General features: G+C 70.7%; 16 protein-coding genes. 13 read left to right on the forward strand and 3 right to left on the reverse strand.

What is annotated here, in order from left to right; translation table 11 throughout:
- Positions 1 to 43 precede the first annotated feature (43 nt).
- From gdhA to gatB, 12 genes are all read left to right on the forward strand, one after another.
- Positions 44 to 1,420 carry an NADP-specific glutamate dehydrogenase gene (gene gdhA, locus ACZ4NB_RS18995; RefSeq protein ID WP_467662895.1) on the forward strand — a complete coding sequence of 459 codons (1,377 nt, stop codon included), beginning with the start codon at positions 44 to 46 and terminating at the stop codon, positions 1,418 to 1,420.
- A gap of 137 nt (positions 1,421 to 1,557) precedes the next feature.
- Positions 1,558 to 2,100, forward strand: coding sequence for an LOG family protein (locus ACZ4NB_RS19000; RefSeq protein WP_467662897.1), 543 nt, complete (start codon positions 1,558 to 1,560; stop codon positions 2,098 to 2,100).
- Between the two features lie 73 nt (positions 2,101 to 2,173).
- Positions 2,174 to 2,863, forward strand: a complete 690-nt coding sequence (locus ACZ4NB_RS19005) for an SDR family oxidoreductase (protein ID WP_467662898.1) — start codon at positions 2,174 to 2,176, stop codon at positions 2,861 to 2,863.
- Between the two features lie 163 nt (positions 2,864 to 3,026).
- Positions 3,027 to 3,413, forward strand: a complete 387-nt coding sequence (locus tag ACZ4NB_RS19010; RefSeq protein ID WP_467662987.1) for a MarR family winged helix-turn-helix transcriptional regulator — start codon at positions 3,027 to 3,029, stop codon at positions 3,411 to 3,413.
- A 151-nt stretch (positions 3,414 to 3,564) separates the two neighbouring features.
- Entirely contained in the window at positions 3,565 to 4,986 is a 1,422-nt protein-coding gene (locus ACZ4NB_RS19015; protein WP_467662900.1) for an MFS transporter, read from the forward strand.
- Between the two features lie 164 nt (positions 4,987 to 5,150).
- Positions 5,151 to 6,164: a methionine synthase gene (locus ACZ4NB_RS19020; protein ID WP_467662902.1), complete on the forward strand. Its 1,014-nt coding sequence runs from the start codon at positions 5,151 to 5,153 to the stop codon at positions 6,162 to 6,164.
- 31 nt (positions 6,165 to 6,195) lie between these two features.
- The gene (gene ligA, locus ACZ4NB_RS19025) at positions 6,196 to 8,412 is read left to right on the forward strand and encodes an NAD-dependent DNA ligase LigA (RefSeq protein ID WP_467662904.1); all 2,217 of its coding nucleotides are present in this window, start codon (positions 6,196 to 6,198) and stop codon (positions 8,410 to 8,412) included.
- Between the two features lie 156 nt (positions 8,413 to 8,568).
- Complete coding sequence (locus tag ACZ4NB_RS19030; protein ID WP_467662906.1) at positions 8,569 to 10,677, forward strand: putative bifunctional diguanylate cyclase/phosphodiesterase; 2,109 nt, start codon at positions 8,569 to 8,571, stop codon at positions 10,675 to 10,677.
- 457 nt (positions 10,678 to 11,134) lie between these two features.
- Complete coding sequence (gatC, locus tag ACZ4NB_RS19035; protein WP_384431793.1) at positions 11,135 to 11,431, forward strand: Asp-tRNA(Asn)/Glu-tRNA(Gln) amidotransferase subunit GatC; 297 nt, start codon at positions 11,135 to 11,137, stop codon at positions 11,429 to 11,431.
- A gap of 5 nt (positions 11,432 to 11,436) precedes the next feature.
- Positions 11,437 to 12,930, forward strand: coding sequence for an Asp-tRNA(Asn)/Glu-tRNA(Gln) amidotransferase subunit GatA (gatA, locus tag ACZ4NB_RS19040; protein WP_393497837.1), 1,494 nt, complete (start codon positions 11,437 to 11,439; stop codon positions 12,928 to 12,930).
- On the forward strand, positions 12,927 to 13,169 hold the full coding sequence (locus ACZ4NB_RS19045; protein ID WP_467662908.1) for a hypothetical protein: 243 nt from the start codon (positions 12,927 to 12,929) through the stop codon (positions 13,167 to 13,169). The genes gatA and ACZ4NB_RS19045 overlap by 4 nt, the downstream gene beginning before the upstream one ends.
- Before the next feature lie 32 nt (positions 13,170 to 13,201).
- Complete coding sequence (gene gatB / locus ACZ4NB_RS19050) at positions 13,202 to 14,710, forward strand: Asp-tRNA(Asn)/Glu-tRNA(Gln) amidotransferase subunit GatB (protein ID WP_467662910.1); 1,509 nt, start codon at positions 13,202 to 13,204, stop codon at positions 14,708 to 14,710.
- A gap of 127 nt (positions 14,711 to 14,837) precedes the next feature.
- Here the strand turns inward: gatB and ACZ4NB_RS19055 are convergent, their stop codons facing one another.
- Genes ACZ4NB_RS19055 through ACZ4NB_RS19065 form a run of 3 tightly spaced genes read right to left on the reverse strand, consistent with a single transcriptional unit; the run spans position 14,838 to position 15,960 of the window.
- Positions 14,838 to 15,098 carry a hypothetical protein gene (locus ACZ4NB_RS19055; RefSeq protein ID WP_467662912.1) on the reverse strand — a complete coding sequence of 87 codons (261 nt, stop codon included), beginning with the start codon at positions 15,096 to 15,098 and terminating at the stop codon, positions 14,838 to 14,840.
- Between the two features lie 17 nt (positions 15,099 to 15,115).
- Positions 15,116 to 15,553, reverse strand: a complete 438-nt coding sequence (locus tag ACZ4NB_RS19060; protein ID WP_467662914.1) for a hypothetical protein — start codon at positions 15,551 to 15,553, stop codon at positions 15,116 to 15,118.
- Positions 15,553 to 15,960 carry a hypothetical protein gene (locus ACZ4NB_RS19065; RefSeq protein ID WP_467662916.1) on the reverse strand — a complete coding sequence of 136 codons (408 nt, stop codon included), beginning with the start codon at positions 15,958 to 15,960 and terminating at the stop codon, positions 15,553 to 15,555. The genes ACZ4NB_RS19060 and ACZ4NB_RS19065 overlap by 1 nt, the downstream gene beginning before the upstream one ends.
- A gap of 396 nt (positions 15,961 to 16,356) precedes the next feature.
- Here ACZ4NB_RS19065 and ACZ4NB_RS19070 point away from each other — a divergent pair, with 396 nt between their 5' ends.
- Positions 16,357 to 17,262 (forward strand): LLM class F420-dependent oxidoreductase, encoded by a 906-nt coding sequence (locus tag ACZ4NB_RS19070; protein WP_467662918.1) that lies wholly within the window; start codon positions 16,357 to 16,359, stop codon positions 17,260 to 17,262.
- Positions 17,263 to 17,382 lie beyond the last annotated feature (120 nt).

A 17,382-nucleotide genomic window follows, 5' to 3' on the forward strand; every position in this document is an offset into this window, starting at 1 on the left:
GACTGCGGGCAGCCTTTCCTCGGCCACGAAGGGAACGGAAGTCATGTCGACTGTGCACACTGAGGTCAAGCCCGGCGATCATCGGGCCGGACCGGCATCCCTGTACGCCGAGCTGGTCCGGCGCAACCCCGGGGAGCCCGAGTTCCACCAGGCGGCTCTTGAGGTGCTGGAGACGCTGGCCCCGGTGCTGGCCGCCCGTCCCGAGTTCGCCGAGGCGAAGATCCTGGAGCGGATCTGCGAGCCGGAGCGTCAGCTCATGTTCCGGGTGCCCTGGCAGGACGATTCCGGGGCGATTCACGTCAACCGCGGCTTCCGGGTGGAGTTCAACAGCGCGCTCGGTCCGTACAAGGGCGGGCTGCGCTTCCACGCCTCCGTGAATCTGGGGATCGTGAAGTTCCTCGGCTTCGAGCAGATCTTCAAGAACTCCCTGACCGGGCTGAACATCGGTGGCGGCAAGGGCGGCAGCGACTTCGATCCGCACGGCAGGTCGGACGCCGAAGTGATGCGGTTCTGCCAGTCGTTCATGACGGAGCTGCACCGCCATCTCGGCGAGCACACGGACGTACCGGCGGGCGACATCGGCGTCGGCGGCCGCGAGATCGGCTACCTCTTCGGCCAGTACCGGCGGATCACCAACCGCTGGGAGGCCGGTGTGCTCACGGGCAAGGGCCTGGCCTGGGGCGGTTCCAAGGCCCGTACGGAGGCCACCGGCTACGGCAATGTGCTCTTCACCCAGGAGATGCTCAAGCAGCGCGGGGAGGAGCTGGACGGGCAGCAGGTCGTGGTCTCCGGTTCCGGCAATGTCGCGATCTACACCATCGAGAAGGCCCAGGCACTCGGCGCCCACGTACTGACGTGTTCGGACTCGGGCGGCTATGTCGTCGACGAGAAGGGCATCGACCTGGCGCTGCTGCGCCAGATCAAGGAGGTCGAGCGCGGCCGGATCAGCGCGTACGCCGAGCGGCGCGGCGGCTCGGCGACGTACGTCCCCGGTGGCCGGGTGTGGGATGTCGCCTGCGATGTGGCGCTGCCGTCGGCGACCCAGAACGAACTGGACGCGGACGCCGCCCGGATCCTGGTGCGCAACGGCGTCAAGGCGGTCTCCGAGGGGGCGAACATGCCGACCACGCCGGAGGCGGTGACGCTCCTGAAGGAGGCCGGTGTGGCCTTCGGTCCCGGCAAGGCGGCCAACGCGGGCGGGGTCGCCACCAGCGCGCTGGAGATGCGGCAGAACTCCTCGCGCGAGGCGTGGTCCTTCGACCGTACGGAGGGCGAACTGGCGGCGATCATGCGCGGCATCCACCGCACCTGCTACGAGACCGCCGAGCGCTTCGGCCTGCCGGGCGACTATGTCGCGGGGGCAAACATCGCCGGCTTCGAGCGGGTGGCGGACGCGATGCTGGACCAGGGGCTGATCTGACCGGGACGGCGCGAGGGGAGTCAAGGAGCAGCGGGCACGGGGCGGGGGCCGGGGGCGGGGTACGGAAATCGGCGTCGCCTCGGGGCGGGTGGCGCCAACCCCTCCCCGCTCCGGCCCCGGCTCGTAAGGTGAGCCGTATGAATATCTGTGTCTTCTGCTCCGCCAACGACCTCGACGACCGCTATGTCACCCCTGCCCGCCAGTTCGCCGAGCTGATCGGCAAGGGCGGGCATGCGCTGGTCTGGGGCGGTTCGGACACCGGGCTGATGAAGGTCATGGCCGACGGGGTGCAGGAGGCCGGCGGGAAGCTGATCGGCGTCTCCGTGGAGTTCCTGGCGCACAAGGCGCGGGCGAACGCCGATGAGATGGTCGTCACCAAGGACCTCGCCGAGCGCAAGGCGCAGATGCTGCTGCGCGCCGACGCCATTGTGATCATGGTCGGCGGCACCGGCACGCTGGACGAGGCGACCGAGATCCTGGAGCTGCGCAAGCACGGGATGCACACCAAGCCGGTGGTGCTGCTGAACACCGCCGGTTTCTACGACGGGTTGAAGGAGCAGTTCCAGCGGATGGAGTCGGAGGGGTTCCTGCCGCTGCCGCTGACCGACCTGGTCTTCTTCGCGTCGGACGGCGTCGGTGCGCTGGCGTACCTGGAGGAGCGGGCGGGCATTCAGGGCTGACGCGCCGCACCGGCCGGGCGCCCCTGCGCCCGGTGCCCCCGCCCCCGGCCGACCGCTCGTTAGGATCGGCGTCATGGGTACGCACTTGATCACGGGCGCAGGGTCGGGCATCGGAGCGGCGGTCGCACGGCGGCTCGCCGAGCGCGGGGAGGACCTGTGGCTGCTGGCACGCAACGCGGTCCGGGCGAAGGAGCTGGCCGCGCAGTTCCCCGGCGCCCGCACGCTCGTGGGTGACCTCGCCCACCCCGAGAAGCTGTCCTGGGCCTTCGGGCAGCAGCCGCTGCCGGACCGCATCGACTCCCTGCAGCACATCGCGGGCGTCATCGAGCTGGGCGCGGTCGGCGATCTGCCGGCCAAGGCATGGCAGCGGCAGCTCTCCGCCAACCTCGTCGCGCCCGCCGAGCTGACCCGACTGCTGCTGCCGCTGGTGCGGGTCGCCCAGGGGCATGTGGTCTTCGTCAACTCCGGTGCGGGGCTCAACGCGCACGCCAACTGGAGCGCGTACGCCGCGAGCAAGCACGGCCTGAAGGCGCTGGCCGACTCGTTGCGGGCCGAGGAGCACGGCAACGGCGTACGGGTGACCTCGGTCTACCCGGGGCGTACGGCCACGCCGATGCAGGAGAGCACCCACCGGCAGGAGGGCAAGGACTACGACCCGTCCCGCTGGATCGATCCGGAGTCGGTCGCCACGGCGATCCTCACCGCCATCGACCTGCCGCGGGACGCGGAGATCAACGATGTTTCGGTGCGGCCGGGGCGCTGACCGCCCCGGGGCGGCCCGTACGCCGGACCGACCACGGGGGCGCCCGTACTCCGCGCCGATGCGGCGCCGCGGGCACCCCGTGGTCGCGGCCGCGGCGACGTACGCTGCATGAGTGACCACTGAAGCGAAGTCGACTGCGGCGGCGGGGTGCGGGTTCCGGGAGATCCGGGGGCTCGTCACCGAGCTGGGCCGCCGCCTGGACGCCCATCAGCGCAGCCGGATCGCCGAGCTGGACCTGACGCCGACGCAGGCCAAGGCGCTGGAGGAGCTCGGCGAGCCGAAGACCGCGCGCGAGCTGGCCGGGGTGCTGTGCTGCGAGCCGCCGAACGTCACCTATGTCATCTCCAAACTGGAGAAGCAGGGCATGGTCGTCCGGCAGCCGCACCCGTTGGACGGGCGGGCCAAGCAGCTCGTACTGACCGAGGCGGGGCGGGAGTTGCGGCTCGATCTGCTGCGGAGGATGGGGACCGCGTCGCCGCTGGACCACCTCTCGCACGAGGAGCGGTCCGCGCTGCGCGACGACCTGCTGAAGGCTCTGGGGCGGGGCTGAGGGGCCTGGGGCGGGGCTCCCTGAGTCCTTGCCGGCCCCGAGCGCTGCGGACCGGCCGTCTGCGGCGCGCTGTCCGCGGTTCCGTATGCATTCAGTAAAGTTATAGCTGTAATCATTGCCCCCATCGATAGCTACAGCTTTAACTAAATACATGATCGTTCAGAAGGCGGCCGCGCGCCGCGCCGCACATGAGGTACCGGCCGCACCGACCCCCGACCGGGCCCGGCGGCGGCCCGGCGGCGGCCTCCAACTCCTCGTCCTGGCCCTCGGATTCGTGATGGCCAGCCTGGACACCGGCATCATGAACGTCGCGGCGAACGAGCTGCGGGCCCGGCTCGGGCTGAGCATGTCCGGCCTCACCTGGGTCGTCGACGGCTACGTCCTGGCCTTCGCGTCGCTGCTGCTGCTCGCGGGCTCGCTGGCGAAGCGGTTCGGCGCCCGCCGGATCTACCTCGTCGGGCTCGCCGTGTTCACCGCCGCGTCCCTCCTGGGGGCGGTCGCGCCGAACGGCACGGTCCTGGTGGCGGCCCGCTTCGCGCAGGGGGTGGGCGCGGCCCTGTTCATGCCCAGCTCGCTGTCGCTGCTGATGAATGCCTTCCCTGAGCCGGCGCGCCGGGCGAAGATCCTCGGCCTGTGGTCCGCGATCGTCTCCACGTCCGTCGGGCTCGCGCCGACCATCGGCGGCCTCCTGGTCGGGACCCTCGGCTGGCGCTCGATCTTCCTGGTCAACCTCCCCATCGGCATCGCCGGGCTGCTGCTCACCCGATGGGTCGTCGCGGCGGTCCCGGGCCGCGGTTCGGCGCTCGGCGGCAGCGGCCACGTCCTGGGCCTGCTCGCCCTCGGATCGCTGAGCTATGCGCTCATCGAGGGGCCCGACATCGGGTGGTCCGCCCCCTTCGTCCTGGCGGCGTTCGCGGTGGCGGCGCTGGCGGCGGCCGGTTTCCTCATCCGGGAACGGACCGCCCGTACGCCGATCCTGCCGGTCTCGCTCTTCGCGGAGAGCAGCTTCTCCACGGCCAACCTGGTCGGCTTCCTGTTCAACTTCGCCTTCTACGGGGCGCTGTTCGTCCTCGGGCTCTTCCTCCAGACGGCGCGCGGCGCGAGCTCGGTGACGGCGGGGCTGCAGATGCTGCCGGCCGTACTGGTCATCCCGTTCGGCAACATGCTCTACGCCCGGATCGGACCGCGCATCGGCGACCGGACCGCGCTCACCGCGTCCCTGGCGCTCTCCGCGGCGGGCTATCTGCTGCTCTTCCTGCTCCTCGCGCCCGGCCTGCCGTACTGGGCGATCGCGCTGATCCTCGCCGTCGCCAACATCGGCAGCGGGGTCAGCTCCCCGGCGATGACCGGAGTCCTGATGGCCGCCGCGGGCCGCGAGCACGCCGACATCGGCAGCGCGACCCTCAACGCCAACCGCCAGATCGGCTCCCTGGTCGGCATCGCCGGGATGGGCGCGGTGCTGACCGGGGCGGGCGCCGGCTACCAGGGCGCGACCTGCGCCTTCGCCCTGGCGGCGGTCGCACTGGCGGTCGCGGCGGTGGCCGGCCGGCTGGGGATCCGCGGCCGGGGGTGACGAGGCGGGCGCGGAACGTCCCGGGGCGGAGCGTCCCGGGGCGCATCGTCCCGGACGCGGCCCGGTGGCCGCCGGACGCACTCCCACACGTTCGCGGCCCGGTGGCCGCCGGACGCACTGCCACCCGTTCCGCCCTCCTCCCCGCCGCCGCATACCCTTCCTGGGTGAGCGAGAACAGCACGCAGAAGTGGGCCGCGGGCGCGGCGACCGGGATCGGGTCGATGCCGGGCGGGGACGCGCGCGAGGCGGCGAAGACGGTCACCGGTTCGCTGGAGGCATTCCCGTATCTGCCGGAGCTCCCGGCGCGGGGGCCCGGCGCCGACATGATCGGGCGGACCCTCGGGCTGCTCGTCGAGGTCTACGGCCATGTGGAGCCCAGCGGCTGGCGGATCAGCGACCGGCCGGGCCGCGACACCCGGCGCGCCCGCTCCTGGCTCGGTGAGGACCTCGACGCCCTGGAGGAGTTCACCCAGGGGTACCAGGGGCCGCTGAAGGTCTCTGCGGTCGGGCCCTGGACGCTGGCCACCGCCCTGGAGCTGCGCAACGGCGAGGCGGCCCTGAGCGACCCCGGCGCCTGCCGGGACCTCGCGGCGTCGCTGGCCGAGGGGCTGCGCGGCCATCTCGCGGACGTACGGCGACGGGTGCCGGGTGCGCATCCGGTGCTCCAGCTCGACGAGCCGTCGCTGACGGCCGTGCTCCAGGGGCGGGTGAAGTCCGCGAGCGGCTACCGCACCCACCGGGCCGTGGACCGGGCGGTCGTCGAGGACGCGCTGCGCGATCTCGTCGCGGTCGCGGACGGCGGGCCCGTGGTCGTCCACTCCTGCGCGCCCGAGGTGCCGTTCGGGCTGCTGCGGCGGGCGGGTGTCTCGGGCATCTCGTTCGATTTCGCACTGCTCACCGAGCGTGAGGAGGAGGCGATCGGCGAGGCCGTCGAGGGCGGGACGACGCTGTTCGCAGGCGTGGTGCCGGGCGTGGACGGCCGATTGTCAGACCCTGCCGGTAGCGTCATGGGTGTCAGGACGCTCTGGCGCAGGCTGGGGCTGGCACCAGGGATTCTCGGCGAGTCCGTGGTCGTCACCCCGTCGTGCGGACTCGCGGGTGCTTCGCCCGCATATGCCCGCTCGGCCCTCGCCCACTGCGTCCGGGCGGCGAGATCACTCGCAGACAACCCTGAGTGACCGCACTCAAGGACCACGGGAGGACAAGACAGTGGCTGGCGAACAGCACGCAGCGGAGTCCAAGGTGCCCGCAGCGGCGCGGGAGAAGCACGCGCAGCTCGCTGAGCAGATCGAGGAGCACCGCTTCCGGTATTACGTGAAGGACGCCCCGATCGTCAGCGATGCGGAGTTCGACACGCTGCTGCGCTCCCTCCAGGCCCTGGAGGACGAGCACCCGGAGCTGCGCACCCCGGACTCCCCGACCCAGAAGGTCGCCGGGGCGTACGCCACGGAGTTCACCGAGGTCGAGCACCGCGAGCGGATGCTCTCGCTCGACAACGCCTTCGACGACGAGGAGTTGGCGGCCTGGGCCGAGCGCCTCGCCGGCGAACTGGGCGGTGACCCCAGGAGCGCCGGGTACCACTTCCTGTGCGAGCTGAAGGTCGACGGCCTCGCGGTCAACCTCACCTACGAGCACGGCCGGCTGACCCGGGCGGCCACCCGGGGCGACGGCCGTACGGGCGAGGACATCACCCCCAACGTCCGGACGATCGCCGAGATCCCGCACCGCCTCAAGGGCGACCGGGTCCCCGATCTGGTCGAGGTGCGCGGCGAGGTCTACTTCCCGATGGAGAAGTTCCTCGAACTCAACGAGCGGTTGGTGGCCGACGGCAAGCCCCCGTTCGCCAACCCCCGTAACGCCGCGGCCGGTTCGCTGCGCCAGAAGGACCCCAAGGTCACGGCCAGCCGGCCGCTGCACATGGTCGTCCACGGCCTCGGCGCCCGCGACGGTCTGGAGATCGACCGCCTGTCGGAGGCGTACGACCTGCTCAAGGAGTGGGGCCTGCCGACGGCCACCCACAACAGGGTCGTGGACTCCCTGGCGGACACCCGCGAGTTCATCACCCGCTACGGCGACCCCGAGACCCGCCGCACGGCCGTCGAGCACGAGATCGACGGTGTGGTCGTCAAGCTGGACGAGATTCGGCTCCAGGGAAGGCTGGGCTCCACCTCCCGGGCGCCGCGCTGGGCGATCGCCTGGAAGTACCCGCCGGAGGAGGTCAACACCAAGCTGGTCGACGTCCGCGTCGGCGTCGGCCGTACGGGCCGGGTCACGCCGTACGCCGTGGTCGCGCCGGTGACGGTGGCCGGTTCCGAGGTGGAGTTCGCGACCCTGCACAACCAGGACGTGGTCAAGGCCAAGGGCGTGCTGATCGGGGACACCGTCGTGATCCGCAAGGCCGGCGACGTCATCCCGGAGATCCTGGGGCCGGTCGTCGATCTGCGGGACGGCAGCGAGCGGGAGTTCGTGATGCCGGCCGAGTGCCCCGAGTGCGGGACGGCGCTGCAGCCCGCCAAGGAAGGCGATATCGACCTGCGCTGCCCCAACGCCCGCGCCTGCCCCGCGCAGATCCGCGAGCGGCTGTTCTACCTGGCCGGCCGCAAGTGCCTGGACATCGAGAACTTCGGCTATGTCGCGGCCACGGCGCTCAGCCAGCCGCTGGAGCCCGCGGAGCCGCCGCTGAAGGACGAGGGCGACCTTTTCGGCCTTTCCATCGAGCAGCTGCTGCCCATCAAGTCCTATGTCCTCGACCCCGACTCCGGTCTGCCCAAGCGCGACCCGAAGACCGGCGAGGAGAAGGTCGTCACGTTCTTCGCCAACCAGAAGGGCGAGCCGAAGAAGAACGCCCTGGCCATGCTGGAGAACATCCAGGCCGCCAAGGAGCGCCCGCTGGCCCGGATCCTGACCGGCCTGTCGATCCGGCACGTGGGTCCGGTGGCGGCCGAGGCGCTGGCGCGGGAGTTCCGCTCCATCGACCGCATCCGGGAGGCGGACGAGACGGAGCTGGCCGCGGTCGACGGCGTCGGGGCCACGATCGCCGCCTCGCTGAAGCAGTGGTTCGCCGATGACTGGCATCAGCAGATCATCGAGAAGTGGCGGGCCGCCGGCGTCCGGATGGAGGAGGAGCAGACGGGCGAGGAGGGCCCGCGCCCGCTGGAAGGCGTCACCGTCGTCGTAACGGGCACACTTCAGTCACACACCAGAGATGGCGCGAAAGAGGCCCTCCAGAACCTCGGAGCGAAGGTGACCGGTTCTGTTTCGAAGAAGACCGGTTTCGTAGTGGTGGGCGATAACCCCGGCTCGAAGTACGACAAGGCCATGCAATTGAAGGTCCCGGTACTGGACGATGACGGCTTTGCGGTGCTGCTGGAACAGGGTCCCGACGCGGCACGAGCGGTAGCCGTCACTCCGCCTGAGGAGGAGTGAGGTGTCACCCCATCAGCGCATACCAGATTGATCCCGGGCGCCGGGTCGCATTCGGGCAACCGTCGCCGATCGCTGCCCGCGGCGGCCTTCCGCGGCCTAACCTGGTGGGGTGCGCCTGCCGTGGCGCGGGCTCAGCCGGCTGTGAGAGGGATCGGAATGAAACCGACCGACAGCGCCGCTCCGGCGTCGCGGCTCCGGCGGCTCGTCGTGCCCGCGCTGCCCGCGACCATCGTCATCGTGGCGGGCCTCGCGCTCGCCACGGGCGTGATCTGGACTCTCGGCAAAGGTGACGCGCTGTTCCCGGCCGGCTCGGTGGGCTGGTCGCTGGCGATCCTCACGGGCGTCATCGTCGGCCATCTGGTCGCGCTCGGCCGGGACCGCTGGTGGGGCGGCACGGGATCCGGCGCCGCGCTCGCCCTCGCCGTCCTGCTGCTGTACGGCTGGGTGCCGGCCACCCTCGTCAGCCTCTCCGTCGTCGTCCTCGTCGGCGCCGCCCGCCGGCACCGGTGGCGACAGGCCGTGGTGCACGGTGCCGTGGACATCCTCGGCATCGGCGCCGCGGCCCTCGGCCTCGCCGCCTTCGGAGTGGTCTCCAGCGTCCGCCAGCCCTGGAGCCCCAAGGCATGGGATCTGACGGTCCTCCCCGAAGTCCTCGTCACCGCCGCCGGCTATCTGCTCGTCAGCCGCGCCCTGTTGTGGATCAGCCTCGCCCCCCGCAGCGGAACGCTGCCGGCGATCCCCCGAACGGCCGTCGTACGCCAGGCACTCGTCGGCATCGCACTCCTCGGCATCTCCCCGCTGATCGCCGTCTGCGCCGTCCACGCGCCCCTGCTGCTGCCGCTGTTCGCGGTCCCGCTCATCGCGCTGGACTCCACCCTCTGGATAGCCCGGGCCCGCGCCGAGGAGCAGCTGCGCGACCCGCTCACGGGCCTGCCCAACCGTCAGTGGCTGCTGGAGCGCACCTGGACCGCGCTGGACGAGGCCGAGCGCGTCGGCGTCCGCTCGGCCCTGGTCCTGATCGACCTGGACCGCTTCCGGTCGGTCAACGACACCCTCGGCCACCTCGCCGGCGACCGCCTGCTGCTGCAGATCGCCGACCGGCTGCGGCACGCCCTCCCGCGCGGCGCCGAGGCGGCCCGGCTCGGCGGCGACGAGTTCGCCGTCCTGCTGCCCACCACCGACTCCCTCACCAGCTCCCAGCGGGTGGCCCGCAACCTCGTCGCCGCCCTCGGGTCGCCGCTGGACCTCGACGGGCTGACCCTCGTGCTCGAAGCCAGCGCGGGGGTCGCCGTCTTCCCCGACCACGCCCTCGACGCCGAGGGGCTGCTGCGCCGCGCCGACGTGGCGATGTACCAGGCCAAGCGCGACCGCAGCGGTGTCGAGCTCTACGAGGCCAAGCGGGACGGGAACACCCCCGACCGGCTCGGCCTGCTGGGCGATCTGCGCCGCGCCCTGGACGCCGGCGACGTCGAGCTGCACTACCAGCCCAAGGTCGGCTTCGACGGGCATGTCGCCGGGCTGGAGGCGCTGGTCCGTTGGGTCCACCCGGACCGCGGCCGGGTCCCACCGGACGAGTTCATCGCCATCGCCGAGTCCTCCGGGCTGATGCCCAGGCTGACCGAGTACGTCCTGGAGACCGCGCTCGCCCAGGTGGCGCGCTGGCGCGCGATGGGCCTGGAGGTGCCGGTCGCGGTCAACGTCTCCCCCCGGGATGTGCACTCCCCGGGCTTCGCCGGCGCGGTCGCCGCCCGGCTCGCCCGACATCGGGTCCCACCGGGCGCCCTCCAACTGGAGATAACCGAGCATGTCCTCCTGGAGGACCCGCAGCGGGCCGCCGACACCCTGGCCGGGCTCACCGCCCACGGGGTGAAGATGTCCCTCGACGACTTCGGCACCGGCTACTCCTCGCTGGTCCATCTGCGGCGCCTCCCGGTCAGCGAGCTGAAGATCGACCGCTCCTTCGTCGCCCGGCTCGCCGTCGACACGGAGGACGCCGAGATCGTCCGCTGCACCCTGGACCTCGCCCACTCCCTCGGCCTCCTGGTCGTCGCCGAGGGCGTCGAGGACGACGAGACCTGGGAGCGCCTGCGCGACCTCGGCTGCGACGCCGTACAGGGCTGGCTGGTGGCGGCGGCGATGCCACCGGACGAGACCACGGCCTGGCTGAGGGCCCGCGGTGAGCACGGTTGGCACCGTGAGTCGGAGACGGCCGCCCTGGCGGCGGAGAAGGCAGCCGAGCGCCCTTCGGGACAGGTCTTGAACTGACCCGGCCACCGGCCGTCCCGTGTCCCCGCTCCGACAATGATCACAGCGACCAGCCCGACGACAGCGATCAGCACGACCAGCCCGACGACAGCGATCGGAACGACCAGCACGACGCAGACGCAGGCGACGACGCCGACGCGCACGCCGCCGCCGAAGACCCCGCCGAATGTGACCAGCCCGCAGACCCCGCAGAACGTGACCAGCCCGCAGAGGGCGACGGAGACGACGGAGGCGACGCGGCCGGAGGCCCTCGCCCCCCGGCCTCCGAGGCCCCGTGAACGGTGCGACGACGGGGCGCGCCCGTCTCATGGGCGGCGCCCCGGGGAAAGGGTTTCGCGGCAGCTGGTGCGTACGCCATAGGATTGGGCCGGACAAGTTCACCGGAGCATTCGCCCAGAAGACTCCACCGGAACACTCCGCCCGGAACACTCCGCCAAGAACACCAGAGGATCGCTGCATGCCTGGCATCACGCGCGAGGAGGTCGCTCACCTCGCCCGGCTGGCACGTCTGGAGCTGCAGGACGAAGAGCTCGACCACTTCGCCGGACAGCTCGACGACATCATCGGCGCGGTCGCCCGCGTCTCCGAGGTCGCCGACCAAGACGTACCGCCGACCTCCCACCCGCTGCCCCTGACCAATGTCATGCGGCCGGACGAGGTCCGTCCGTCGCTCGCTCCCGAGCAGGCGCTCTCCGGCGCCCCGGCCCAGGAGCAGCAGCGTTTCAAGGTGCCGCAGATCCTGGGGGAGGAGTGACCGACATGGCAGACCTGATCAAGCTCACCGCCGCCGAGATCGCGGCGAAGATCGCCGCCGGCGAGCTCACCGCCGTCGAGGTGACCGAGGCCCACCTGGCGCGCATCGAGGCCGTCGACGAGAAGGTGAACGCCTTCCTGCACGTCGACCGCGAGGGCGCGCTCGCCCAGGCCCGCGCCGTGGACGCCAAGCGCGCCCGCGGCGAGAAGCTCGGCCCGCTGGCCGGCGTCCCGCTCGCGCTCAAGGACATCTTCACGACGGAGGGCATGCCCACGACCGTCGGTTCCAAGATCCTTGAGGGCTGGCTCCCGCCGTACGACGCGACGCTCACCAAGAAGCTCAAGGCCGCCGACGTCGTCATCCTCGGCAAGACCAACATGGACGAGTTCGCCATGGGGTCCTCGACCGAGAACAGCGCCTACGGGCCGACCGGCAACCCCTGGGACCTGACCAAGATCCCCGGTGGCTCCGGCGGTGGCTCCTCCGCCGCGCTCGCCTCCTTCCAGGCCCCGCTGGCCATCGGCACGGACACCGGCGGCTCCATCCGCCAGCCCGCCGCCGTCACCGGCACGGTCGGCGTCAAGCCCACCTACGGCGGCGTCTCCCGCTACGGCATGGTCGCCTTCTCCTCCTCCCTGGACCAGGGCGGCCCGTGCGCCCGTACGGTCCTGGACGCCGCGCTGCTCCACGAGGCCATCGCGGGCCACGACCCGCTCGACTCCACGTCCATCGACGCGCCCGTACCGCCGGTCGTCGAGGCCGCGCGCAACGGCAGCGTCGAGGGCATGCGGGTCGGCGTCGTCAAGCAGTTCCGCGGCGAGGGCTATCAGGCCGGCGTCATCCAGCGGTTCGACGAGTCGGTCGAGCTGCTCAAGGAGCTGGGCGCCGAGATCGTCGAGCTGGACTGCCCGTCCTTCGACCTCGCGCTGTCGGCGTACTACCTGATCGCGCCGTCCGAGTGCTCCTCCAACCTGGCCCGCTTCGACGCCATGCGCTACGGCCTGCGGGTCGGCGACGACGGCACGAAGTCGGCCGAGGAGGTCACCGCGCTGACCCGTGAGGCCGGTTTCGGCCCCGAGGTCAAGCGCCGGATCATGCTCGGTACGTACGCGCTCAGCTCCGGCTACTACGACGCGTACTACGGCTCCGCCCAGAAGGTGCGGACGCTGATCACCCGCGACTTCGAGAAGGCGTTCGAGCAGGTCGACGTGATCGTCTCGCCGACGACGCCGACCACCGCCTTCCCGATCGGCGAGCGGGCCGACGACCCGATGGCGATGTACCTCGCCGACCTGTGCACGATCCCCACCAACCTCGCGGGCAACGCGGCCATGTCGCTGCCCTGCGGCCTGGCCCCCGAGGACGGGCTGCCGGTGGGACTCCAGATCATCGCCCCTGCCATGAAGGACGACCGGCTCTACAAGGTCGGTGCCGCGGTCGAGGCCGCGTTCACCGGGCGCTGGGGCCACCCGCTGCTTGAGGAGGCACCCGCACTGTGAGTGGAAAGCTCGCCAAGGCCAAGGGCTTCAAGAAGTCCAAGCCCGGTACGTATCTGTCCATCGGCACCACGCTGTTCGGCGCGGTGAGCATCGTCAAGCAGGCGAAGAAGGCCAAGACGGAGCAGGACACGCTCCAGATGATCGACGCCGTCGTCTCCGCCGCCGCCATCGTCACCGGCGTCGCCCTGCTCATCCGCGAACTGCGCCGTCTTGGCGACGACGACGTCCTCGCGGACTGACCCGGCGCCGGACCTGAGAGGTTAGTTTCACCGTGACTGTCACCGACCTGGTGTCGTACGAGGACGCGCTGGCCGCCTACGACCCCGTCATGGGGCTTGAGGTACACGTCGAACTCGGCACCAAGACCAAGATGTTCTGCGGGTGCTCCACCACCCTGGGCGCCGAGCCCAACTCGCAGACCTGCCCCACCTGCCTGGGCCTGCCCGGCTCGCTGCCGGTCGTCAACGCGACCGGCGTCGAGTCCGCCGTCAAGATCGGCCTGGCCCTGAACTGCACCATCGCCGAATGGTGCCGCTTCGCCCGGAAGAACTACTTCTATCCGGACATGCCGAAGAACTTCCAGACCTCCCAGTACGACGAGCCGATCGCCTTCGACGGCTACCTCGACGTGCAGCTGGAGGACGGCGAGGTCTTCCGCGTGGAGATCGAGCGCGCGCACATGGAGGAGGACACCGGCAAGTCGACGCACGTCGGCGGCGCCACCGGCCGCATCCACGGCGCCCGGCACTCCCTGCTGGACTACAACCGCGCCGGCATCCCGCTCATCGAGATCGTCACCAAGCCCATCGAGGGCGCGGGCGCGCGGGCCCCCGAGGTCGCCAAGGCGTACGTCGCCGAGCTGCGCGAGCTCATCAAGGCGCTGGGCGTCTCCGAGGCCCGTATGGAGCAGGGCCAGATGCGCTGCGACGTGAACCTCTCGCTGCGCCCCAACGGCACGCAGAAGTTCGGTACGCGCTCGGAGACCAAGAACGTCAACTCCCTGCGCTCCGTGGAGCGCGCGGCCCGCTTCGAGATCCAGCGGCATGCGGCCGTGCTGAACGGCGGCGGCACGATCGTCCAGGAGACCCGGCACTTCCACGAGGAGGACGGCTCCACGACCTCCGGCCGGATCAAGGAAGAGGCCGAGGACTACCGCTACTTCCCCGAGCCGGACCTGGTGCCGGTGGCCCCCTCCCGCGAGTGGGTCGAGGAGCTGCGCGGCACGCTGCCCGAGCTGCCGCGGGTGCGCCGCAACCGCCTCCGCGACGAGTGGGGCATCAGCGAGCACGACATGCAGTCGATCCTCAACGCGGGCGCGGTCGACCTGATCGTCGCCACCGTCGAGGCCGGCGCGGACGCCGCCGCGGCCCGCAAGTGGTGGATGGGCGAGCTGGCCCGCCGCGCCAACGAGGACGGCGTCGAGCCGGCCGCCCTGGCGATCACCCCCGAGCAGGTCGCCCGGGTCGCCGAGCTGGTCGCCAAGGGAGACCTCAACGACAAGCTGGCCCGTCAGGTCATCGAGGGCGTCCTCGCGGGCGAGGGCACCCCGGACGAGGTCGTCGACAAGCGCGGCCTGAAGGTCGTCTCCGACGAGGGTGCCCTGGGCACCGCCGTCGACGAGGCGATCGCCGCCAACGCCGCCATCGCCGACAAGATCCGCGGCGGCAAGGTGGCCGCGGCCGGCGCTCTGGTCGGTGCGGTCATGAAGGCCACGCGCGGCCAGGCCGACGCGGCCCGGGTGCGCGAACTGATCCTGGAGAAGCTGGGCGTCGAGGGCTGACACCCCGCCGATCCGGTACCGCCGAGCGGCCGTCCTTCTCGGGAAGGGCGGCCGCTTCGTGCCGTCGCATCAGCAGTGCGCGGCGAGGAGGCTCGTTCCGCTCCGAGCGGGCTTCACGCGGCAGGTGTCACGAGGTGAACAGCCAACCACCGGCGAAGGCGACAGCCACCACACCCAAGCCCGCCGCCAAGAGCAATTCATGGCGTTCTCTGCGCCATCCGGCCACGGCGAGAACCGAGCAGAGCAGAAGGACCAGGTTGATCACGATGAGCATCGTCTGAGGCTGGCCTCTGCTGATACTCACGGCGTCTGAGGCGGTGACCAGCGCCGTGATCCCGCATATTCCCACGGCGATGCGCGGCGGATAGTGGTCCGGTACGAACGACATGGCCCGTCCTTCCTCTTCTAAACGGCCTGGTGGTCATATCCGGAGCCGGGGCGGGGGAAATCCTTGACTTGGCTGCAGAGGCCGGTCGATGCGGCGAAGACAAGACCGATGACCGCATGCACACCCGTGACCAGCTTTTCCAGGATTGCGAGCATTTCGGTGTACTTCTTCAGGGCCGCCATCACGCGCGCCATGGCGAGCGCTTCCAGTACGGGCGCGGCAGCGGAGCCGTAGACCGAGGCGAGTGCCGCAGCCATAGCAATGTTGAAAAGAATTGCCTGGACCGCCAGGTCGCAGATCATGACGATGACGCCCTTGACGAGCTCGGCTGCCGAGTACACCATTCGGGCGATTTGGTCGTAGTGCTGCTGCAGCGACCTGAAGGATTCGGCAGCTCCTTTCAGCTTCTGGCCGATTTCGTGAAAATATCGCCAGGCGGCGGGACTCTCCGTCATTACAGTGACCAGGAGCCGCCGCTGTGACGGGGTTCGGAGCCCTTTGATGTGCCGCCGTGCATTCTTTGCGAGTGTTCCTCGTCAATCTCCCGCTGCAGCTCTTCCAGGTGCCGCTCCCCCTCGGTGGCCAGGGCTTCCCGCTCGCGCTCCGACATGCCGTCCCAGCGCTCACGGGCTGAATCCGACTGCTGGGCTATCTGCTCGGTATAGGCGGATACGTTCAGTGCCTCACGTAGCCCTATGCGTCCTGTGAGAATTTCTTGAGCCATTTCCTTGAGTGTGTCGCCCGCGCCGCCCTCGGCGACCAATTTCAATGCATTCTTAACGGCACGTGCCTCGGCCGGGCTCTTGGCGATATCCGAGAATTCGGACTCATCGACATAATTTTCTCGTTCTTTATTCCGCACTACCGAATGCCTCCGGTGTAGTGGTCGGCACATATCTGATTCACGCCCAAGGATTCTGCCTTGTCGGACTTCCCGTGCTCCACTCGATGGATTTATTTGTCTGATTATTTGGCTGAATCTTCCGGGGGTGACCACCCCGGACGAGGTCGGCGACAAGCGCGGCCTGAAGGTCGTCTCCGACGCGGGTGCCCTGGGCACCGCCGTCGACGAGGCGATCGCCGCCACCGCCGGTCCGGTACCGCCGAGCGGCCGTCCTTCTCGGGAAGGGCGGCCGCTTCGGTTGTGTCGGCGGGGAATGCCCGGCGCCTCCTGGATGCTGTGCACGGTACGGATCTTGGAGCGGGCAGGGTTCCGGCAGGTGCGGATCGCGACCCCGGGCAGTGGAGGAACGAAACGATGCAGCAGCGCACGCTGGCTACGAAGATCGGCCGGATCGGTGTCTGGCACGGCGGGCTCGGCCTCGTCCCGGCGGCAACGGCCCGTAAGGCGGCCGTCGAGATCGAGCAACTCGGCTATGGCGCCCTGTGGTTCGGTGAGAATCCCACGACCGAATCTGCCAGTCTGGCCGGCGTCCTGCTGGCCGCCACCGAGCGCATCACGGTCGCCACCGGCATCGCCAACATCTGGGTGCGCGACGCCTCCGCCGCGTACGCCGCCGCGCAGACCCTCGCCGAGGCGTACGACGGCCGCTTCCTCCTGGGCCTGGGCGCCAGCCACGCCCCGATCATCGGCCAGCGCGGACACACCTACACCAAGCCGCTGGCCGCGATGCGCGCCTACCTCGACGCGATGGACGCCGCCCCGTATGACGGTCCGGTGGCCGACCCCGCCCCGGGCCGGGTGCTGGCGGCACTCGGCCCGAAGATGCTGGAGCTGGCCCGGGACCGGACGGCCGGCGCCCACCCGTACTTCGTCACGCCCGAGCACACCGCCCGTGCCCGCGAGATCCTCGGTACGGATCCGCTGCTCGCTCCCGAGCAGGCCGTCCTGCTGGAGACCGACCCGGCGAAGGCCCGTGCCCTGGCCCGCGAGCACCACACCCGCTTCTACCTCCAGCTGCCCAACTACACCGGCAATCTGCGCCGCCTGGGCTTCGACGACGCGGACTTCGCCGACGGCGGCAGCGACCGGCTGGTCGACGCGATCGTGGCGTGGGGCGACGAGGACGCTGTGCTGCGCCGGGTACGGGAACACCTCGACGCGGGCGCCGACCATGTCGCCATCCAGCCCGTCGCCACCCAGCGCGGCCTGGGCCTGGAGCAACTCCGGGAACTGGCCCCGGTGCTGCTGGCCTCCGGCTAGGGCAGAGCGTCCGGCTGCGCGGGCGGGTGCGCCGGCGTCGGGCGTGCGCGGAAGAGGCCCGACACTGCCGAGGCTTTGTCATAGGGCCGCGGCCGGACCTATGACAAAGCCCGTCGGTGT

The sequence above is a fragment of the Streptomyces sp. NPDC026575 genome (genome assembly GCF_055567415.1).

Bases quoted from the DNA above. Each gene is read 5' to 3' on its own strand.
- gdhA (WP_467662895.1), top strand. From the start codon at position 44: ATGTCGACTGTGCACACTGAGGTCAAGCCCGGCGATCATCGGGCCGGA.
- ACZ4NB_RS19000 (WP_467662897.1), top strand. From the start codon at position 1,558: ATGAATATCTGTGTCTTCTGCTCCGCCAACGACCTCGACGACCGCTAT.
- ACZ4NB_RS19005 (WP_467662898.1), top strand. From the start codon at position 2,174: ATGGGTACGCACTTGATCACGGGCGCAGGGTCGGGCATCGGAGCGGCG.
- ACZ4NB_RS19015 (WP_467662900.1), top strand. From the start codon at position 3,565: ATGATCGTTCAGAAGGCGGCCGCGCGCCGCGCCGCACATGAGGTACCG.
- ACZ4NB_RS19030 (WP_467662906.1), top strand. From the start codon at position 8,569: ATGAAACCGACCGACAGCGCCGCTCCGGCGTCGCGGCTCCGGCGGCTC.
- gatC (WP_384431793.1), top strand. From the start codon at position 11,135: ATGCCTGGCATCACGCGCGAGGAGGTCGCTCACCTCGCCCGGCTGGCA.
- gatA (WP_393497837.1), top strand. From the start codon at position 11,437: ATGGCAGACCTGATCAAGCTCACCGCCGCCGAGATCGCGGCGAAGATC.
- ACZ4NB_RS19055 (WP_467662912.1), bottom strand. From the start codon at position 15,098: ATGTCGTTCGTACCGGACCACTATCCGCCGCGCATCGCCGTGGGAATA.
- ACZ4NB_RS19060 (WP_467662914.1), bottom strand. From the start codon at position 15,553: ATGACGGAGAGTCCCGCCGCCTGGCGATATTTTCACGAAATCGGCCAG.
- ACZ4NB_RS19070 (WP_467662918.1), top strand. From the start codon at position 16,357: ATGCAGCAGCGCACGCTGGCTACGAAGATCGGCCGGATCGGTGTCTGG.